The sequence below is a fragment of the Streptomyces sp. NPDC017520 genome, from assembly GCF_044329855.1.
Classification (GTDB): Bacteria; Actinomycetota; Actinomycetes; order Streptomycetales; family Streptomycetaceae; genus Streptomyces.
Genome location: NZ_JBIRKB010000005.1, coordinates 421,014 through 435,483, shown reverse-complemented (window position 1 = coordinate 435,483; position 14,470 = coordinate 421,014). Strand labels below are relative to the sequence as shown.

Here is a 14,470-nt window from a genome sequence, read left to right as displayed (position 1 = left end):
TCCGGCCGGGCGGGAAAGGGGGTACCCGCCCGGCCCGAGCGCCGGCCGCCCTCAGACGACGCCCGTCACAGTGATCCGCAGCGAGACCACCGGCTCCTCCGGCAGCACGGCGCCGACCGCGGCCTGTACGGCCCTGGTGACGTCAAGCGCCCGGTGACCACGGCTCAGGACGAACCGAACGTCGATGTGCCAGCCGCCGCCCTCGTCCCGGCCGACCCGCACTCCCGGTGTCCTGTTCCCGGTCAGTGGGGCGCGGCGCGGGGTGCGATCGGCGATCCGGGTCCGTAGGAGGTCCGTTATGCCGGGGCGCAGGAACGCGACGCCCTGCACGCCTCGAGCGGCCTCGGCGGCAGCCCCGGCCACCCGGTCCCGGCGTGTGTCCGCGGTCATCGCGCTGCTCCCGTCCCGTGTCCGTCGGCCCGGCCGTTCGTGTGACCGCCGATGACCGTACCGTCAGCTCCGTCGCCGTCGCTGTGCACACGGTGGCCGACGTCCTCGTAGAAGACGTCCAGAGTGTCGACCGTGTCGAGGATGTCGACAACGAGAACGTCGGTGGTCGCGACGCGGATACCGATGTCCCGGTCGGCGACCTCGGCGACCCGTGCGCGCACGGCGTCGGCCAGGTCCCGCATGGGCAGGCCGAGGCTCGCCGCCACCTCGACCCGAATGTGCAGCTCTCCGGTGGGGTCCGACGGGTCGAGTGGGGCGATACGGCAGCTCCCGGCCCGCACCCCGGGCAGGCTGTCGACCGCCGCCCGCAGTATCCGCGCGACCGCGGACTCGACCATCCAGTGGTCCTCCCCCGGCTCTCCCAGCGGCAGTGGGCGTCCTGGACGCAGTTCCAGCCGTACGAGTTCCATGACACGAGCCGCTATGGCCGTGGTGTCCGGCGTGCCGGGCTCCTGCTCGCAGGTACGGCGTACCGCGTCGCCGAGGCCCCTGAGGTCGGCCAGGGCGGCCGAGCAGAAGGTGCATGCGGCGAAGTGCGGGTCCTCCGCCGAGCGGCCGATGTCCCAGGCCTCCCAGACGTCGGTGAGCAGGCGCCCGCAACCGAGCTGCTCCTCCTCCTCGTATCGGCTCTCCTCGTGCCGGCTCTCCTCCGGCCGGTCCGGATTGGCGCTCATCGCCATGCGCTCATCGCCTCCGTCAGGGAGCGGCGGGCCCGGAAGACCCGGCCGCGGACCGCCTGCAGACTGATTCCGACCGTTCCCGCGATGCTCTCGTACGACAGTCCCTGCATCTCGCGCAGCACCCAGCACACGCGCTGTTCGGGTGAGAGGCCCGCCATCGCCTCGGCCAGCGCGTCGACGGCTGCCCGCGACTCCACCGCACGGGCAGGGGACGCCTGGTGCTCGGGGGCGGCCTGCTCGGGCACCGAGTCGAGGTCCGCCGCCGGTCTGCGAGCTCTGAGCCGGTTGAGGCAGCGGTTGGTGACGATGCGGTAGAGCCATGTGTGGAAGGAGGCGTCCCGGCGAAACTCGGGGAGCTTTCGCCAGGCGCTCACGAAGGCGTCCTGGACGGCGTCCTCCGCGTCCGCCCGGTCGCCGAGAACTCGCATCGCCAGTTGCAACATCACGGGGCTGTGCCTGCGCACGAGCACCTCGAAGGCCTCCTCGTCCCCCTCTCCCGCCCTCACGACCAGCAGTGGCTCGTCGGACGGCGCGGCGTCCGGCGCGCGCTCCGTCAGCTGATTCCCGTCGCCGGGCACGGACCAACTCCTTCCCCGCTCATTTCCACGACGCTTGCTCCTGCTTCTGTACGCGACCGGCGCACGACCCCGCACGCGACTCCACGTGCCCTCGTGACCGCTTCTCGTCGTTGGACACACCGCGAGGCCGAACGTCACGCACTCGCACGGCTTTTGTCTGTACCGCACGGCGTGCCGTCGCCCGGCGCCCCGCCGGCCGTCGTCCTGCTTCCGGGAAATATCCGCGAACCCGCGTGACGAATCGGCGGACAGCGTGTCCAACGAAATGTCAGGCAGAACGAGCCGAGCGAGACGCGAGGAGTTTTCATGACCACCATCCAGCCAGCAGCGACCATTCCCCCCGCGGGAGCCGCTTCGCGGACGGGCATGACGAAGCAGAGCGGCTCCGCGGGCGGGACCACCACGGTCGGCAGCGGGGCCACCGGAGCAGCCGAGCCGGCGGCGACGCGAGGGCGCACCTCCATCGCGGACACCGTCGTCGTGAAGATCGCAGGGATGGCGGCCCGCGAGATCCCCGGCGTCCACGACATGGGCGGCGGCCTCTCCCGCACCCTCGGCGCGGTCCGCGACCGGGTGCCGGGCGGCCGGCCGAACGTCGGGCGGGGCGTCAAGGTCGAGGTGGGCGAGCGCCAGACCGCTATCGACCTGGACATTGTCGTCGAGTACGGGGTCGCGATCACCGACGTGGCGCACGATGTCCGCGAGAACGTCATCGCAGCGGTGGAGCGCACCACGGGCCTTGAGGTCGTGGAGGTCAATGTGACGGTCAACGACGTGCATCTGCCCGAGGACGACGACGAGGCCGCCTCGTCCGAGACGCGCGTGGCGTGACGGCGTGACGCGGAAGATGGACGCGTCCGGCCCGGCGGGCGGTGCACCGGGCCGGGGTGCCTACGGGGCGGCGGCGGGCATGGCACTGGGGTTCGCGGGCTGGTTCGGCGGGTTCGGTGCCTTCCTTGTGGTCGCGTCACTCGGGGCGGTGGGCTGGTTCGCCGGACACCTCATGGACGGTGGCACCAGCCTGCGCGAGTTCCTGGACACGGTGGCCGGGCGGCGGCCATGACGGTCTCGGCCGCCGAGCGTGGTACGACGACGGTGGCTCCCCGCGCCGTCCGGCGGATCGCCGAGCAGGCGGCGGCCGAGGCGCTGCCCGACGGCGGCGCGGTGACCCGCGGTTCCGCTTCGGTGCGTGGCGCGTCCGCGCGGGTCACGGTCGGCATCCAGCTGCCGTATCCCATACGGGCGGATGAGGCGGCCGAGCGGATCCGGGAGCGGGCACGGACCCGGACGGCGGCCCTGACGGGCCTGTCCGTTCCGCACGCGGACGTTCGGATCGATGCGCTCTCGGTGATACCGCTGCCGTCCGCCCGGAACCCCTCGGACGATACGTCCTCCGGGGCAGACGATGTCACGCGCGGGACGGAGCACGCCGTACGGAGCGGTGGCCCGGGCCGCCGGATCCGGGCCCAGCGCCGGATTCCCGCAGCGCTGACGGCAGCCGTCCTAGCCACCAGCTGTGCGCTGCTCCTGGTGGACGTCGTCGCGGTGCGGCTCGGCAGCACGCCCGCCGCCTGGCGGACCTGGCTGGTCGACTGGACGTCGACGCACGGCCCGGCGGACACGGCGGTCCGGGTCGGCGGGGTGCTGGCCGCGCTGACCGGCGCAGTGCTACTGGGGTGCGCCCTGATCCCGGGGTACCGGCGCGGACTGACGATGGACGCGCCCGCGCCGCGGCTGCGGGCGACGCTCGACCGCTCGGCCGCCGCCCGGGTCGTCCAGGACCGGACCGCCGCCGTAGCCGGAGTGGTTCGGGTCCGGGTGAGTGTGCGGCGGCGACGCGTAAAGGTGCTGGCAGAGGTGGGCTACGGCGCCCTGGAGCAGGGGCGGGCCGAGGTGGTCCGAGTCGTCGGAGCGGCCCTGCCGGAGCTGGGCCTGGCTCGGGCTCCCGCGCTGCGGGTCGGGGTCCGGCTCCGGCGTGACCTGCACGGGCCTCGGCCGTCCATCGAGGAGCCGACGCAATCCGCAGCCGCCGCGACAGCGGCTCCGGCTCCGGCTCCGGCTGAGCAGAGAGAGGCGTGAAGGGATGTCGGTAATCAGGCGTGGCGCGGTCAACCGGTCGCTGCTCGGTGCCGCCGGGCTGGTGCTGGTCGTCGGCGGCGGCTGGCTGGCCATGGGCGACGGTTCGGGGTGGGTCCCGGTGGTGGGCCGCGTCCCGCACTGGTGGCCGACGCCCGCGCCGGACGGGGTGTTGCTGGACCGCGGATTGACGGTACGGCTCCGGAAGGAGAGGTGGTGGAGTCCTGCGCTCATCGCCGGGCTCGCCCTCGTTCTGGCGCTGCTGGTGTGGTGGTTGGCCCGTCAGGCCATGTCCGGCAGGAGCCGCTGGGCGGTGCTGCCAAGGAGCGGTCTGGTATTGCGCAGGCGTGCGTGGGAACGGGCGATGACCACTCAGGTGGCAGCGTTGGACGACGTGGTGCGCGCCCGCGTGCGTCTGGTGGGCCGGCCACTGCGGGCGGTGGTCACGGTGGTCGTGGAGCCCATGGCCTGGCCGGCACAGATCGTGCGGTCCGTGGCCGGGGTCATCGCGGACGCCCGGAACAGCGGCGGTGAACAGAGCCTGTCGGCCGACATACGGCTCCGGGTCACGAACCGCCGGGAGCGCCGGACGCGTTGAACCGCCCGTGTGTCGGCTCGCACCACGATGGCCCGGCCGCCACCCACGTGCGTGGCGGCACTCCGGAGCTGCTCCCACCCGCCCCCACAGAATCTACTCATGAGTAAGGTATGGGCTCCGGGATGTCGGCCCACGGCCCGTACGGCGCCCGGGCGTGGCCCGTCGACGGCCGTGGACAAGGAGTCTCACCGTGCCCCGCACCATGTCCGTGACAGACAGCATCGTTATCGACGCCAGCCCGACGCACATCTATGAACAGCTCAGCGACCCCACGGCGATGGGGCGTTGGAGTCCGGAAAACCGTGGCGCCACCGTGCACGGCGAGCGGCGTGGTGCGTACGTCGGCATGGTCTTCGAGGGCCGGAACAAGCGCGGTGCGGCGCGCTGGACGACACGGTGCACAGTGACGGCGGCCGACCCCGGCGAGTGCTTCACCTTCCGGGTGCATGCGATCGGCCTGCGGCGCCCTCTGCTCCCGGGGCCGATCGCCACGTGGGACTACCATTTCGAGGCAGTGGACAGCGCGACCCGGGTCACCGAGACCTGGACCGACGACCGGCGCCGCTGGCCGGACTTCCTCGCCAACGCGTTCGACCGCGTCGCGACAGGCGGGAAGACCTTCGCGCAGTTCCAGAGCGGCAACATCCGCACGACGCTGGAGCGTCTCAAGGCAGCCCTGGAGGCGGACCTCCGGGGCGCCGGAAGCTAGTCCCCTGTCCGCCGCGGTCTTGGTCCAATGCAGGTCTTGGGGTCGGTGTTCCAGGCTGCGCTCCAGGTCCGGATGTCCTTGTCCGACAGAAGCAACGCGGTCTTCGGCCGCCCAGTACGTGCCACAGGCTCCTGACGATCAGTGGTCGGTCTTGGACCGTTTTCGCCGGTCGCGTTGCGCCCGTGGTTCGGGCGGCCGCGCTCCTGGACACGGTCACTGTCCAGCACACCTGGCAGATTTGCCGACTCAGCAATCCTTGTTGCAATTCTCTGCGTGCCGACCTTAATTTGACGCCCAGTCAAGCGTCTTCGACAGTAGGCAGGGAGACAGCATCATGGCCTTGAACAACCGCGTCCACCACGTCCGCGCCGGGGAACTGGACGGGAACACAGCCCTCAGCGGCGACACCGTCGGGTCGGTGAACCTCTGGATGGGGCGAGTGGAAAACGCACCGTTGAGCGCGACGGACAACCACCACCACGGCGCGTCGGAGGCAGGCATCTACGTGGTCAGTGGCCACCCCGTCTTCGTCTTCCACGACGGTGACCAGGAGGTCAGAATCTCCGCCGCACCGGGCGACTTCATCCTCGTCCCACCGTTCGTTCCCCACCGCGAGGAGCATCCCGACCCGGACGAGCCTGTGGTCGTCGTCATTGCCCGCACCACCCAGCAACCGATCAAAGTCTCCGTGCCGGAGCTCTACCAGCTCACAGAGGAAGGCCTGTCCTGACGACGGGCCTGCTGCGGTGGCGCCTGTGGCGTTTTGGCACCGAGCTGGTTGAACTCTGTCAGGTAGGGCTACGCCGAGTTTGAGAAGTCGGCGATCCGTCTGGCCGGCCGTCCGTGAAAGACACGGGCGGCCGGCCAGACGGTGAGGTCGGGGGCGGTGGCCCTGGCGGTGGCGGTGGCGCGAGCGCTGCTCGCGGCGCTGACAACAGACCGGACCGGTCAGCAACGTGGTCCAGGTTCCGGGTAGCCGCGGCTATCGCCGCAGTGCTCGTCGCGCTGCCAGCGGCGGAAGAGTCCGTAGACGGTCTGCCACGGCCCGTATTCCGGCGGAAGGTCCCGCGACCGGGCGCCGGTCCGGTCCCGCCATGGGACTCCGCCGGTCAGCTTGCGCCGACGCAGCGACGGTCTGGCCAACACCACGACCGGCAACAATGGTTCCAAGACCGACCACTGCTCGTCAGAGAGATCCCCACACCGCGATCATCACGCCACGGAACGAGGGAGACGAACCAGGTCGTCAGGCGGCCCAGTGCGGAGGGCGGCTCGGGGACGTGGGCAGCGCTGTCTTCGCGTTGCCCGTGGCGGCGTTGAGCTGTGCCTGGGTGAGGAACAGGCTTCCCGTGAGGTCGGCGTCCGAGAGGTCGGCGTCACGGAAGTCCGCACCGATGAGGTCGGCCAGACGGAGGTCGGCGCCGGTGAGATCGGCGGCGATCAGATAGGCCCCACGGAGGTCCGCCGCGCGCAGGTCGGCTCCGCGCAGGCGGGCTCCTATGAGGTCGGCACCGCGGTGGTTGCGCTTCTTGCGGCGGGGCGCGGCGGCCCGGACGAGTTCGCTGGTGCGCAGAAGCAGCCCGGCGACCCGCTCGCGGTGACCGGCGATGTCCAGTTCCGCGAAGTCGACGGCCGGCCGTGCGGTGTGCCGCTCCGTCTCTTCGAGGGCCCGGCGGATCTCGCCGTGCAGGGGACGCGCGCCCGGCAGGGTGAGGGCCTCGGTGAGATACCACAGCAGTTCGTGGAGCTGACGCATGACCGGGAACACTTGGAACATCTGCGCGGCGAGGTCCGGGGACGAACGCCAGTCACGACCGCCGTAGGTGACCTGGGAGACCTGCTGGCCGGCGCCGAAGCAGTCGTACACGGTGCAGCCGGAGAAGCCCTTCGGCCGCAGCCGGGTGTGGATGCCGCAGCGGAAGCTGTCCTGAAGGTTGGGGCAGGGCCGCCCGGCGTCCTTGTCGATGGCGAAGTCCGCAGAGGCCGTCAGCGTGAGGGCGACGCAGCACAGAGCGAAACAGTTCGCGCAGTCCGCACGCAGGGCCTCCCGTCCGTTGTCGGGCACGGCGGTCGGTTCGTTGTCGGGCACGGGCGGCGGGTCCTCGCGTGAATGGTGCTGCGGAAAGGGAACGGGTGCAGAGCACACGAGTCTAGCGAGGGGCCGGGAGGCGACACTCCCGTCGGCCCTGTCGCTCTGTTCAGCACGGTCGGCCACAGCACCCGTCGACCACTGCGGCTCCCCGGGGACACCGTCGGCCGCCGCCGGTGCAGACTGGGCACGGTACGGATCAGTGAGGGGGCACATGGGCGCCGAGCAGACCAACGGGTTCGAGCCCGCGACCGGCGACGGCCCACCGGCCGCCGAACCCGCGGCGGCACGGGCCGCTTCGGTGCGGACCGCGTTCGAGGGGCTGCTGCAGATCCGCCGGCTCACCGGCGCCGGGCGGCCCGACCCCGTGGCCGCGCCCGCTCCGTGGGAGGTTAACCGCCCGGTGAGGGCGATCGCGTTGGCTCTGGAGAGGTCGGGGGCCACGCCTTCGGCCGTCGACCCGTCGGGACAACGCCTGTCGGCCGGATACCGGGTGAGCGAGGGGGAGTCGTCAGGTTCGGTACGGGTCGAGTGGACCGGACCGCCCGGGAGCGGCGCCGCTCATGACGAGGAGGAGGCGCTGGCCGGCTGCGCTTCGGCCCTGCGGGACCTGGGCTGGACTGTCCTGCTCTATCGAGGGCCCCGCAGGCGGCGTTACCTGGAGGTGGAACCGCCGGGCGGGTTGTCCGGCGGGCGCGGCCGGGCCTGAGGCGGCGTTGTCAGACCCATGGGGGATGCTTGACGGTCCGACAGCTCTGAGGAGGAGATGCCGAGATGGACAACGACGAGCTTGCCGCGGCGCAGGCGTACGTCCGGCTGCTGGAAGCCACCCGGGCAGCGCTCGCGGACCCCGACGACGCACCGGTCTACCTGCCGCTGCTCACCTCTCCGATGCGGGAGGCCGACCATGCCCTGCGCAGCGCGGGGCTGACGGGCAACGAGGACCGGCTGTTCGCTCTCGTACGGGCACTGCAGCCGAGCCTCTCCGGCAGCGACAGATAGGCGGGGCGGGGGCCGGCGCCCGGCCTGGCCCCCGCCTGTCCGTCCTACTCGGCCTGCCCTCCATTGACGGGGGTGCCGGCGGGTCCCTGAGCGAGTCCGAGCTCCTGCCCACCAGGGCCGAGCGGTGCGAAGAACCGGGCGACCTCCTGGTCGTCGACCTCGGCTAGGGAGCCCGGCTTCCACTGCGGTGCGTTGTCCTTGTCGATGATCCGGGCTCGCACCCCCTCCACGAAATCAGGGTGTTCGAACGCCCGGCTGGAGACGCGGAACTCCTGGTCGAGCGCGGCCTCCAGGCTGTCGAGTCGGGCGGCCCGGCGGACGGCGGCGAGGGTCACCTTGAGGGCGAGCGGCGACTTGGTCAGGAGTTCGTCCGCCGCCGCCTCCGCCGCGGGCGCACCGCTTTCACGCAGTCGGCGGAGGATCTCCTCCACACTGTCCGCCGCGTAGCAACGGTCGATCCAGTCGCGTTGCGCTGGGAGCTCGCCGGCCGGCGGCTCCGTGGCGAACCGCTGCACGATGCCCGCCACCGAAAGGTCCTGGCCGGCCGGCTCTCCCAGCGCCTCGGTCAGGGCAGGCAGGAGGCGGGCAGGGATGTGGTGATCGGCCAGACCGCAGAGAATGGCGTCTGCCGCCCCGACGGATCGGCCGGTGAGCGCCAGATGGGTGCCCAGTTCGCCGGGGGCGGTGGCCAGCAGGCGGGTGCCCCCGACATCGGGCACGAAGCCGATCGCGGTCTCGGGCATGGCGACGCGTGAACGTTCGGTGACGACACGGATTCCGGAGTGTGCGGACACTCCGACTCCTCCGCCCATCACGATGCCGTCCATCAGTGCGACGTACGGTTTGGGGAATCGGGCGATGCGGGCGTTGAGGCGGTACTCGTCACGCCAGAACTCCAGGGACGCACGTCCCGAGGCCCGTGCGTCGTCGTGCAGGGCACGGATGTCACCTCCGGCGCACAGGCCCCGGTCGCCGGCCCCGGACAGCAGTACCGATGCGATCGATTCGTCCTGCTCGGCGTGGGACAGGGCCTCGTCGAGAAGCCTCACCATGGTGTGGCTGAGAGCGTTGAGCGCCCGGGGGCGGTTCAGTGTGAGGTGCAGGCATGTGCCCCTCTTCTCCAGCAGGACGGGCCGGTCGTCGTTCATATGTGCGCTTCCGCTCGCTGACCTCGTGGACACGTGGGACGCCCTCCATGGTCGCTGACGGCCTTCGGCTGCCGCCCCGCGCCCCCCGGGCCGGGCCGAGAGCGGATATGCGGCGCGTGAGGTCCGGGCGCAAGGGTTCGCGGGCGAGCCGCTGTGGCATTCCGATGGATGCGGCTCGACAATTGAGGCCTACGGGGTCCGCCGACGTGCGGCCCCCGCCGGACGACCTCCGGAGCTGGCATGACCGACGACGAACGGCGGCAGGACGCCGAGGCCTCTCCGCTCCGCCGGATCGACCGGAAGACCAACGGTGAGATCCGGCCGACGGAACGCCTCGCCATGAATCGGACCGGCAGCTTCGACTGGGATCTGGACACGCGGACCCTGGACATCGACGATGCCGGGCTGATGGTGTTCGGGGTGGATCCCGCGACATTCGACGCGCGCCCGGGCGCCCTGCTGGAGCACCTGGAACCGGCGGAGCGGGCCCGGCTCGATGTCACGGTCGACGAGGCCATCACCGGCGGCAGTAACAGCTACAGCGTCCACTTCCGTGTGCCGCTGGACGACGGGACCACCCAGTGGACCCATGTCCAGGCCCGCATTCTGCGATCGAAGGACGGGAGGGCGCACCGGATCGTGGGTGTCGTCCGGGACGCGACGGCGGAGGTCACCCATTCGGCCTTCGTTCTCGATCTGGAAAAGCGGCGGCAGCGCCAGACAGACATCGTTGAACGAACAACGAGCGCCATGTCCCGTGCGGTGACCGTGGACGACGTGACGGCAGCCCTCACCGGACCGGGCGGGCTGGCCCGGCTCGGCGCCGACGGCCTCGCCCTGGGGCTCGTGGAGAATTCCACGTTGAACATCGTCGCGCTGAGCGGCGAGTCGCTCGAGGTGCTCGACGGACTCGGCTCCGGTGATCTCGACCGCAACCTCCCCCTCGCGGACACCATCCGCAGCGGACGCCCACGGTTCATCACCTCCCTCTCCGCGCTGGCCCGTCGCTACCCGGAACTGGAGCCGCATCTCGGGAAGCTGAAGTTCAGGGCGGCGGCGTATCTTCCGCTGGTGGCCCAGGCCCGGTCGCTCGGTGGTCTGGCCCTCTTCTACCGCGAGCGCACAGTCTTCAACGCGGACGAGCGCATTCTGTGCCTGGGCCTCGCCGCCATCGTGGCCCAGTCCCTGCAGCGAGCGATGCTCTTCGACGAGGAGCGGGAGTTCGCCACGCAGCTCCAGTCCGCGATGCTCCCGCCCCGGATTCAGGACGTCGAGGGCGGCGAGATCGCGGTCCGGTACCACGCGGCGTGGAGCGGCCGGCAGGTCGGTGGCGACTGGTACGACGTGATCACCCTGCCCAAGCACCGTTACGGACTGGTCGTGGGGGACGTGCAAGGACACGACACCCACGCGGCTGCGATCATGGGCCAGTTGCGCATCGCCCTGCGCGCGTACGCCGCCGAGGGGCACCCGCCGGCCACCGTGCTGGCGCGGGCCTCCCGCTTCCTCTCCGAACTGGACACCGACCGCTTCGCCACCTGCACCTACGCCCAGGTCGACCTGGCGTCCGGAGCGGTGCAGGTGGTACGGGCCGGGCACCTCGGCCCGTTGATCCGCCACCTCGACGGGCGGGTCGGCAGCCCACAGGTGCGCGGCGGACTACCGCTGGGCACCTCCACGGACCTTCAGGACGAGGAGTACCCGGAGACCCGGCTGGACCTGGTGCCCGGTGAGACGTTCGTCCTGTACACGGACGGGCTGGTGGAGGAGCCCGGAGCCGACCTCGACACCGGGATCGACGCGCTGCGCAACGAGGTGAGCGCCGGGCCCGCCGGCGCCGAGGCGCTGGCCGATCACCTGTCGGAACGGCTGTGGGAGCGGTGGGGGGCGGGGGACGATGTGGCGCTCCTCGTCCTGCGCCGCAGCCCCGACGTGGGGTCGTCGCACGCGCCGCGACTGCACCAGTACATTCACCAGGCGGACCCGGAAGGGCTCTCGGACGCCCGCGCGATCGTGCGCCAGGCCCTCGCCGACTGGGACATGGCCGAGTTCGCCGACGATGCCGAGCTCGTCACGGGCGAGTTGTTGGTGAACGTGCTCCTGCACACCGAGGGCGGGGCCGTCCTGACGCTGGAGGTGCTGCCCGAACCGGTGCGGCGGATCCGGCTGTCGGTCCAGGACCGGTCCAGCGCCTGGCCCCGTCGGCGTACGCCGGGCGAGACGTCCACCTCCGGCCGGGGACTGCTCCTGCTCGACGCGGTCGCCACGCGCTGGGGAATCGAACCGAGGGGCGAGGGCAAGGCCGTCTGGTGCGAGATCGGCCCCGCTCCCCCGCCGGCCACCACACCGCCCCGGACGGTCGCGGAACGGTGACGGACGGAAAGGGGTGTGCCGCACCACCGCGGTGATGCGGCACACCCCTCGCCCGTGGAACGTCAGTTCTGGGCGGTACGCCGCTTGCGGACGGCCCACAGGATGCCGCCACCTGTGCCGCGGAGCGCGGCATCGAGGTCCGGATCCGCGACGGAATCCGCGAACTGTCGGCCGGTGACCTGGAGACGCGGGCCGACGAGGACGCGGTCCGGCAGTACCTGACGACCGCCTTCGCCTGGTCCGGCGGGGACATCGCCCGCCAAATGCCCGGGGCGAGAGCGGGACGGAGGCGCCGGCCCGCTTCGACGCCGTAGTGGCCACCGCGAGCGGCGCGGCGGACGCCGGCCCGGCGGGGCGAACACTGCCGGGGCCGGAGCTGGGACCGACAGCGGATCGCCCCTTCGGCTGATCGCCGCGCTCACACCCGCGGGTGAGGGCGTGCGCTGTGAGGACGTTCTGTCGTCAGAGTGCTTTGTGCATGATGTGAAGCCCCACATAGCCCTCGGTCGGGTGGTTGAAGCCCTCCGGCACGGTTCCGATCACGTCGAAGCCGATCGAACGGTACAGCTTGACGGCGTGCGTGTTGGTCTCGACCACCGCGTTGAACTGCATGGCCCGATAACCCTCGGCGCGAGCCCAGCCGACCGAGTACTCGCACAGCGCGCGCCCCACTCCCCGGCCGGAGTGAGCAGGGTCGACCATGTACGTGGCGCTGGCTATGTGCGCTCCGTTGCCCATGTGGTTGCGGTTCATCTTCGCCGTGCCGAGCACGGTCCCCGCATCGTCCACGGCGACGACCACCCGGCTCGGCGCTGCGACGAACCACCATCCCTCGGCGTCCTCCTCACCGAGATCGAGTGGATAGGTGAGCGTCTCGCCCGCGGAGACGATCGAATGGAAGAAGGGCCAGATGGCAGGCCAGTCCTCGGGGGTCGCTTCCCTGATCAACATGCGAACAGCATGGCCCATCCGAACGATCGGCGCGAACACCTATTCGGCTCCGCGCCCGCGCCATCCCAGCCTTGCGAGCAGCCCCTTTCCGGTCGGCACCCCCGCCGCGGCGCAGCCTGACGCCCTGGCGCCGGCGGGCGGCGAAGCCGGCTCGGCGGCGGGTGCCGCGAGCGCGGTCACGGTACGGGTTCCGGCGCCGGTCCGGACGGCGGGCGCCGCTCGGGTTGCGCTGTCGCCCCGGGGGCACGGGGCCGGCCGGTCCTCACGTGCCCCGTCCAGCTCCAGCGTCAGGTTGACCCGCCGCCAGAGGATTTCGTCGGGGTCATCGGCCAGCATCAGCTCCCCCATGGCCTCCCTCGCCGCCAGGGAACCCGGGCGTCCGAAGACCGGCTCCGGCCGGACGCGCACGAGATAGGCCCGTTCATAGGGGTCGTCCACCACTTCCGCCAGTTGCACGGGGTCCAGTGCCGATGCCTGGACCGCCGTTCGCACCCAGGGGTCCTTCGTGCGGTTCAGCAGCCGGTCGATGCGCTGCGAGCGCCAGTTGCGCGGCCGCCAGTCGGCGCCCGACTCGAGCAGCGAGCGCATCCCCAACGGCGTACGTCCGGCCAGCAGGGCGGGTTCCCGGGCCGCGAAGGCGGCAAGCTCGTCCGCGAGGTAGAGCCAGACCACCGCGCGATACCGGTTCAGATAGAACGTGACCGGTGAGACGCACCCTGCCCGGGCGAGCCGGGTGAACCGCGCCGGGGCGATGCCCAACAGGGCGGCTCCTTCGGCTGTTCCGACGGTGCGGACCCGCTCCGCCAGGCCATCGGGAAAGCCCGGCTGCTCCCGCAGGCGCGCGATCTCCTCCTCGTGCACCCGTGGCCGCCCACCGCCCGGTGCGCCGACGACGGCGATCAGCCCGAGGTGTACCGCGAGCTCGAACTCCGCACGCCGGATGCCCAGCTCCTGGGCCGCGCGCCCGGCCGCGACCGTCGCCGCCGGGGCGGCGGACGCGGTTCGCCCGGCCGCGCCCTCGGCCTCTGTGCCGACGTCCTCGGCATGGGCATCGCCCCGGGCGCTCGTGCCGATGGCCCGTGTGCCCCGGGTCCTGGCCCGCGCGGCCTGGGCCCTGGTGTCCGTGCCCTGGCTCCCGGCGTGTGCTCGGAACACTTCCCTGACCGTCATGACTGTCCTCCCCCGTCGGTTCAATTACTCTCCGTGATTACGGTAGCCCGGAGGAGTCATCGCCCGTCACCCCTGTGGATAACTCTTTTTCGGCGATGATAAGTGCAGGTCAGAAGGGTTCGATGTCGTCAGGTCCGCCCTGACGAACGGAGACTCCGAGGTGTTCGCCGACCCGGTTGACGAGCAGGGTCATCTCGTAGGCGACCTGGCCGACATCGGCTTCGGCCGCGGTCAGCACGCACAGACAGCTGCCGTCGCCGGCGGCCGTCACGAAGAGCAGCGCCTCGTCGAACTCGACCATGGTCTGACGCGCCCGGCCCGCCCGGAAGTGGCGCCCCGAACCGCGCGCCAGGCTCTGCAGCCCTGAGGAGACCGCCGCCAGATGTTCCGCGTCCTCGCGGGCGAGCCCGGTGCTGGCCCCGGTGACCAGTCCGTCGTTCGACAGCACCAAGGCGTGCCGTATGAATTGCACCCTGCTGGTGAGATCGTCAAGGAGCCAGTCAAGTCCCCGGTCAAGCGGCATGTGCTCGTCCTCCCCGTACCCTCGTTCCCCGTGCCCGCTACGCGCGTAAGCCTCGCGCAACGGCCCCGCGGGGGCAAGCGCCCCTCTCCTCCGGGGGCGTCGCTTCGCGCCATGCGGGGATCG

17 protein-coding genes and 1 pseudogene are annotated in these 14,470 nt (G+C 71.5%); 9 read left to right on the top strand and 9 right to left on the bottom strand.

Going from position 1 to position 14,470, the window contains the following annotated elements:
* Nucleotides 1–51 precede the first annotated feature (51 nt).
* From ACH4KB_RS15350 to ACH4KB_RS15340, 3 genes are read right to left on the bottom strand one after another with little or no spacing between them, the layout of a single operon-like run.
* Nucleotides 52–390 (bottom strand): Asp23/Gls24 family envelope stress response protein, encoded by a 339-nt coding sequence (locus ACH4KB_RS15350; RefSeq protein WP_398066435.1) that lies wholly within the window; start codon nt 388–390, stop codon nt 52–54.
* Nucleotides 387–1,130, bottom strand: coding sequence for a hypothetical protein (locus ACH4KB_RS15345; RefSeq protein WP_398066434.1), 744 nt, complete (start codon nt 1,128–1,130; stop codon nt 387–389). The genes ACH4KB_RS15350 and ACH4KB_RS15345 overlap by 4 nt, the downstream gene beginning before the upstream one ends.
* A complete protein-coding gene (locus tag ACH4KB_RS15340) occupies nt 1,121–1,708 on the bottom strand; it encodes an RNA polymerase sigma factor (protein ID WP_398066433.1) in 588 nt (195 codons plus the stop codon). Before ACH4KB_RS15340 ends, ACH4KB_RS15345 begins: the two co-directional genes overlap by 10 nt.
* A 306-nt stretch (nt 1,709–2,014) precedes the next feature.
* On the opposite strand from ACH4KB_RS15340, the gene ACH4KB_RS15335 reads away from it, so the two are divergent.
* From ACH4KB_RS15335 to ACH4KB_RS15310, 6 genes are all read left to right on the top strand, one after another.
* Nucleotides 2,015–2,539 carry an Asp23/Gls24 family envelope stress response protein gene (locus ACH4KB_RS15335; protein ID WP_398066432.1) on the top strand — a complete coding sequence of 175 codons (525 nt, stop codon included), beginning with the start codon at nt 2,015–2,017 and terminating at the stop codon, nt 2,537–2,539.
* A gap of 4 nt (nt 2,540–2,543) precedes the next feature.
* Nucleotides 2,544–2,771: a hypothetical protein gene (locus ACH4KB_RS15330; RefSeq protein ID WP_398066431.1), complete on the top strand. Its 228-nt coding sequence runs from the start codon at nt 2,544–2,546 to the stop codon at nt 2,769–2,771.
* Nucleotides 2,768–3,787 carry a DUF6286 domain-containing Asp23/Gls24 family envelope stress response protein gene (locus ACH4KB_RS15325; RefSeq protein WP_398066430.1) on the top strand — a complete coding sequence of 340 codons (1,020 nt, stop codon included), beginning with the start codon at nt 2,768–2,770 and terminating at the stop codon, nt 3,785–3,787. The genes ACH4KB_RS15330 and ACH4KB_RS15325 overlap by 4 nt, the downstream gene beginning before the upstream one ends.
* A 4-nt stretch (nt 3,788–3,791) precedes the next feature.
* Entirely contained in the window at nt 3,792–4,382 is a 591-nt protein-coding gene (locus tag ACH4KB_RS15320) for a hypothetical protein (RefSeq protein WP_398066429.1), read from the top strand.
* 190 nt (nt 4,383–4,572) lie between these two features.
* Nucleotides 4,573–5,091 (top strand): SRPBCC family protein, encoded by a 519-nt coding sequence (locus ACH4KB_RS15315; protein ID WP_398066428.1) that lies wholly within the window; start codon nt 4,573–4,575, stop codon nt 5,089–5,091.
* Nucleotides 5,092–5,425: 334 nt separating this feature from the next.
* Nucleotides 5,426–5,821, top strand: coding sequence for a cupin domain-containing protein (locus tag ACH4KB_RS15310; RefSeq protein WP_398066427.1), 396 nt, complete (start codon nt 5,426–5,428; stop codon nt 5,819–5,821).
* A gap of 218 nt (nt 5,822–6,039) precedes the next feature.
* Here the strand turns inward: ACH4KB_RS15310 and ACH4KB_RS15305 are convergent.
* Both ACH4KB_RS15305 and ACH4KB_RS15300 read right to left on the bottom strand, forming a co-directional pair.
* Nucleotides 6,040–6,273 (bottom strand): annotated as a pseudogene (locus ACH4KB_RS15305) (transposase); the annotation flags it as partial.
* Nucleotides 6,274–6,337: 64 nt separating this feature from the next.
* The gene (locus ACH4KB_RS15300; RefSeq protein WP_398066426.1) at nt 6,338–7,180 is read right to left on the bottom strand and encodes a pentapeptide repeat-containing protein; all 843 of its coding nucleotides are present in this window, start codon (nt 7,178–7,180) and stop codon (nt 6,338–6,340) included.
* 214 nt (nt 7,181–7,394) lie between these two features.
* Between ACH4KB_RS15300 and ACH4KB_RS15295 the strand changes: the two genes are divergently transcribed.
* Together ACH4KB_RS15295 and ACH4KB_RS15290 are read left to right on the top strand one after the other, a co-directional pair.
* Nucleotides 7,395–7,889: a hypothetical protein gene (locus ACH4KB_RS15295; RefSeq protein WP_398066425.1), complete on the top strand. Its 495-nt coding sequence runs from the start codon at nt 7,395–7,397 to the stop codon at nt 7,887–7,889.
* Between the two features lie 65 nt (nt 7,890–7,954).
* Nucleotides 7,955–8,182: a hypothetical protein gene (locus ACH4KB_RS15290; protein WP_047180342.1), complete on the top strand. Its 228-nt coding sequence runs from the start codon at nt 7,955–7,957 to the stop codon at nt 8,180–8,182.
* A gap of 44 nt (nt 8,183–8,226) precedes the next feature.
* Here the strand turns inward: ACH4KB_RS15290 and ACH4KB_RS15285 are convergent, their stop codons facing one another.
* Nucleotides 8,227–9,330 carry an enoyl-CoA hydratase/isomerase family protein gene (locus ACH4KB_RS15285; protein ID WP_398066424.1) on the bottom strand — a complete coding sequence of 368 codons (1,104 nt, stop codon included), beginning with the start codon at nt 9,328–9,330 and terminating at the stop codon, nt 8,227–8,229.
* 240 nt (nt 9,331–9,570) lie between these two features.
* Between ACH4KB_RS15285 and ACH4KB_RS15280 the strand changes: the two genes are divergently transcribed.
* Entirely contained in the window at nt 9,571–11,703 is a 2,133-nt protein-coding gene (locus ACH4KB_RS15280; protein ID WP_398066423.1) for a SpoIIE family protein phosphatase, read from the top strand.
* A 462-nt stretch (nt 11,704–12,165) separates the two neighbouring features.
* Here the strand turns inward: ACH4KB_RS15280 and ACH4KB_RS15275 are convergent, their stop codons facing one another.
* From ACH4KB_RS15275 to ACH4KB_RS15265, 3 genes are all read right to left on the bottom strand, one after another.
* Nucleotides 12,166–12,654 (bottom strand): GNAT family N-acetyltransferase, encoded by a 489-nt coding sequence (locus ACH4KB_RS15275; protein WP_398066422.1) that lies wholly within the window; start codon nt 12,652–12,654, stop codon nt 12,166–12,168.
* 39 nt (nt 12,655–12,693) lie between these two features.
* Entirely contained in the window at nt 12,694–13,824 is a 1,131-nt protein-coding gene (locus ACH4KB_RS15270; RefSeq protein ID WP_398066421.1) for a DUF6397 family protein, read from the bottom strand.
* 109 nt (nt 13,825–13,933) lie between these two features.
* On the bottom strand, nt 13,934–14,347 hold the full coding sequence (locus ACH4KB_RS15265) for a roadblock/LC7 domain-containing protein (RefSeq protein WP_398066420.1): 414 nt from the start codon (nt 14,345–14,347) through the stop codon (nt 13,934–13,936).
* Nucleotides 14,348–14,470: the final 123 nt, after the last annotated feature.

Excerpts from the sequence above, each read along its gene's own strand:
- ACH4KB_RS15310 (WP_398066427.1), top strand. The coding sequence starts at position 5,426 with ATGGCCTTGAACAACCGCGTCCACCACGTCCGCGCCGGGGAACTGGAC.
- ACH4KB_RS15265 (WP_398066420.1), bottom strand. The coding sequence starts at position 14,347 with ATGCCGCTTGACCGGGGACTTGACTGGCTCCTTGACGATCTCACCAGC.
- ACH4KB_RS15325 (WP_398066430.1), top strand. The coding sequence starts at position 2,768 with ATGACGGTCTCGGCCGCCGAGCGTGGTACGACGACGGTGGCTCCCCGC.
- ACH4KB_RS15350 (WP_398066435.1), bottom strand. The coding sequence starts at position 390 with ATGACCGCGGACACACGCCGGGACCGGGTGGCCGGGGCTGCCGCCGAG.
- ACH4KB_RS15335 (WP_398066432.1), top strand. The coding sequence starts at position 2,015 with ATGACCACCATCCAGCCAGCAGCGACCATTCCCCCCGCGGGAGCCGCT.
- ACH4KB_RS15290 (WP_047180342.1), top strand. The coding sequence starts at position 7,955 with ATGGACAACGACGAGCTTGCCGCGGCGCAGGCGTACGTCCGGCTGCTG.
- ACH4KB_RS15275 (WP_398066422.1), bottom strand. The coding sequence starts at position 12,654 with ATGTTGATCAGGGAAGCGACCCCCGAGGACTGGCCTGCCATCTGGCCC.
- ACH4KB_RS15285 (WP_398066424.1), bottom strand. The coding sequence starts at position 9,330 with ATGAACGACGACCGGCCCGTCCTGCTGGAGAAGAGGGGCACATGCCTG.
- ACH4KB_RS15320 (WP_398066429.1), top strand. The coding sequence starts at position 3,792 with ATGTCGGTAATCAGGCGTGGCGCGGTCAACCGGTCGCTGCTCGGTGCC.
- ACH4KB_RS15295 (WP_398066425.1), top strand. The coding sequence starts at position 7,395 with ATGGGCGCCGAGCAGACCAACGGGTTCGAGCCCGCGACCGGCGACGGC.
- ACH4KB_RS15345 (WP_398066434.1), bottom strand. The coding sequence starts at position 1,130 with ATGGCGATGAGCGCCAATCCGGACCGGCCGGAGGAGAGCCGGCACGAG.
- ACH4KB_RS15270 (WP_398066421.1), bottom strand. The coding sequence starts at position 13,824 with ATGACGGTCAGGGAAGTGTTCCGAGCACACGCCGGGAGCCAGGGCACG.
- ACH4KB_RS15280 (WP_398066423.1), top strand. The coding sequence starts at position 9,571 with ATGACCGACGACGAACGGCGGCAGGACGCCGAGGCCTCTCCGCTCCGC.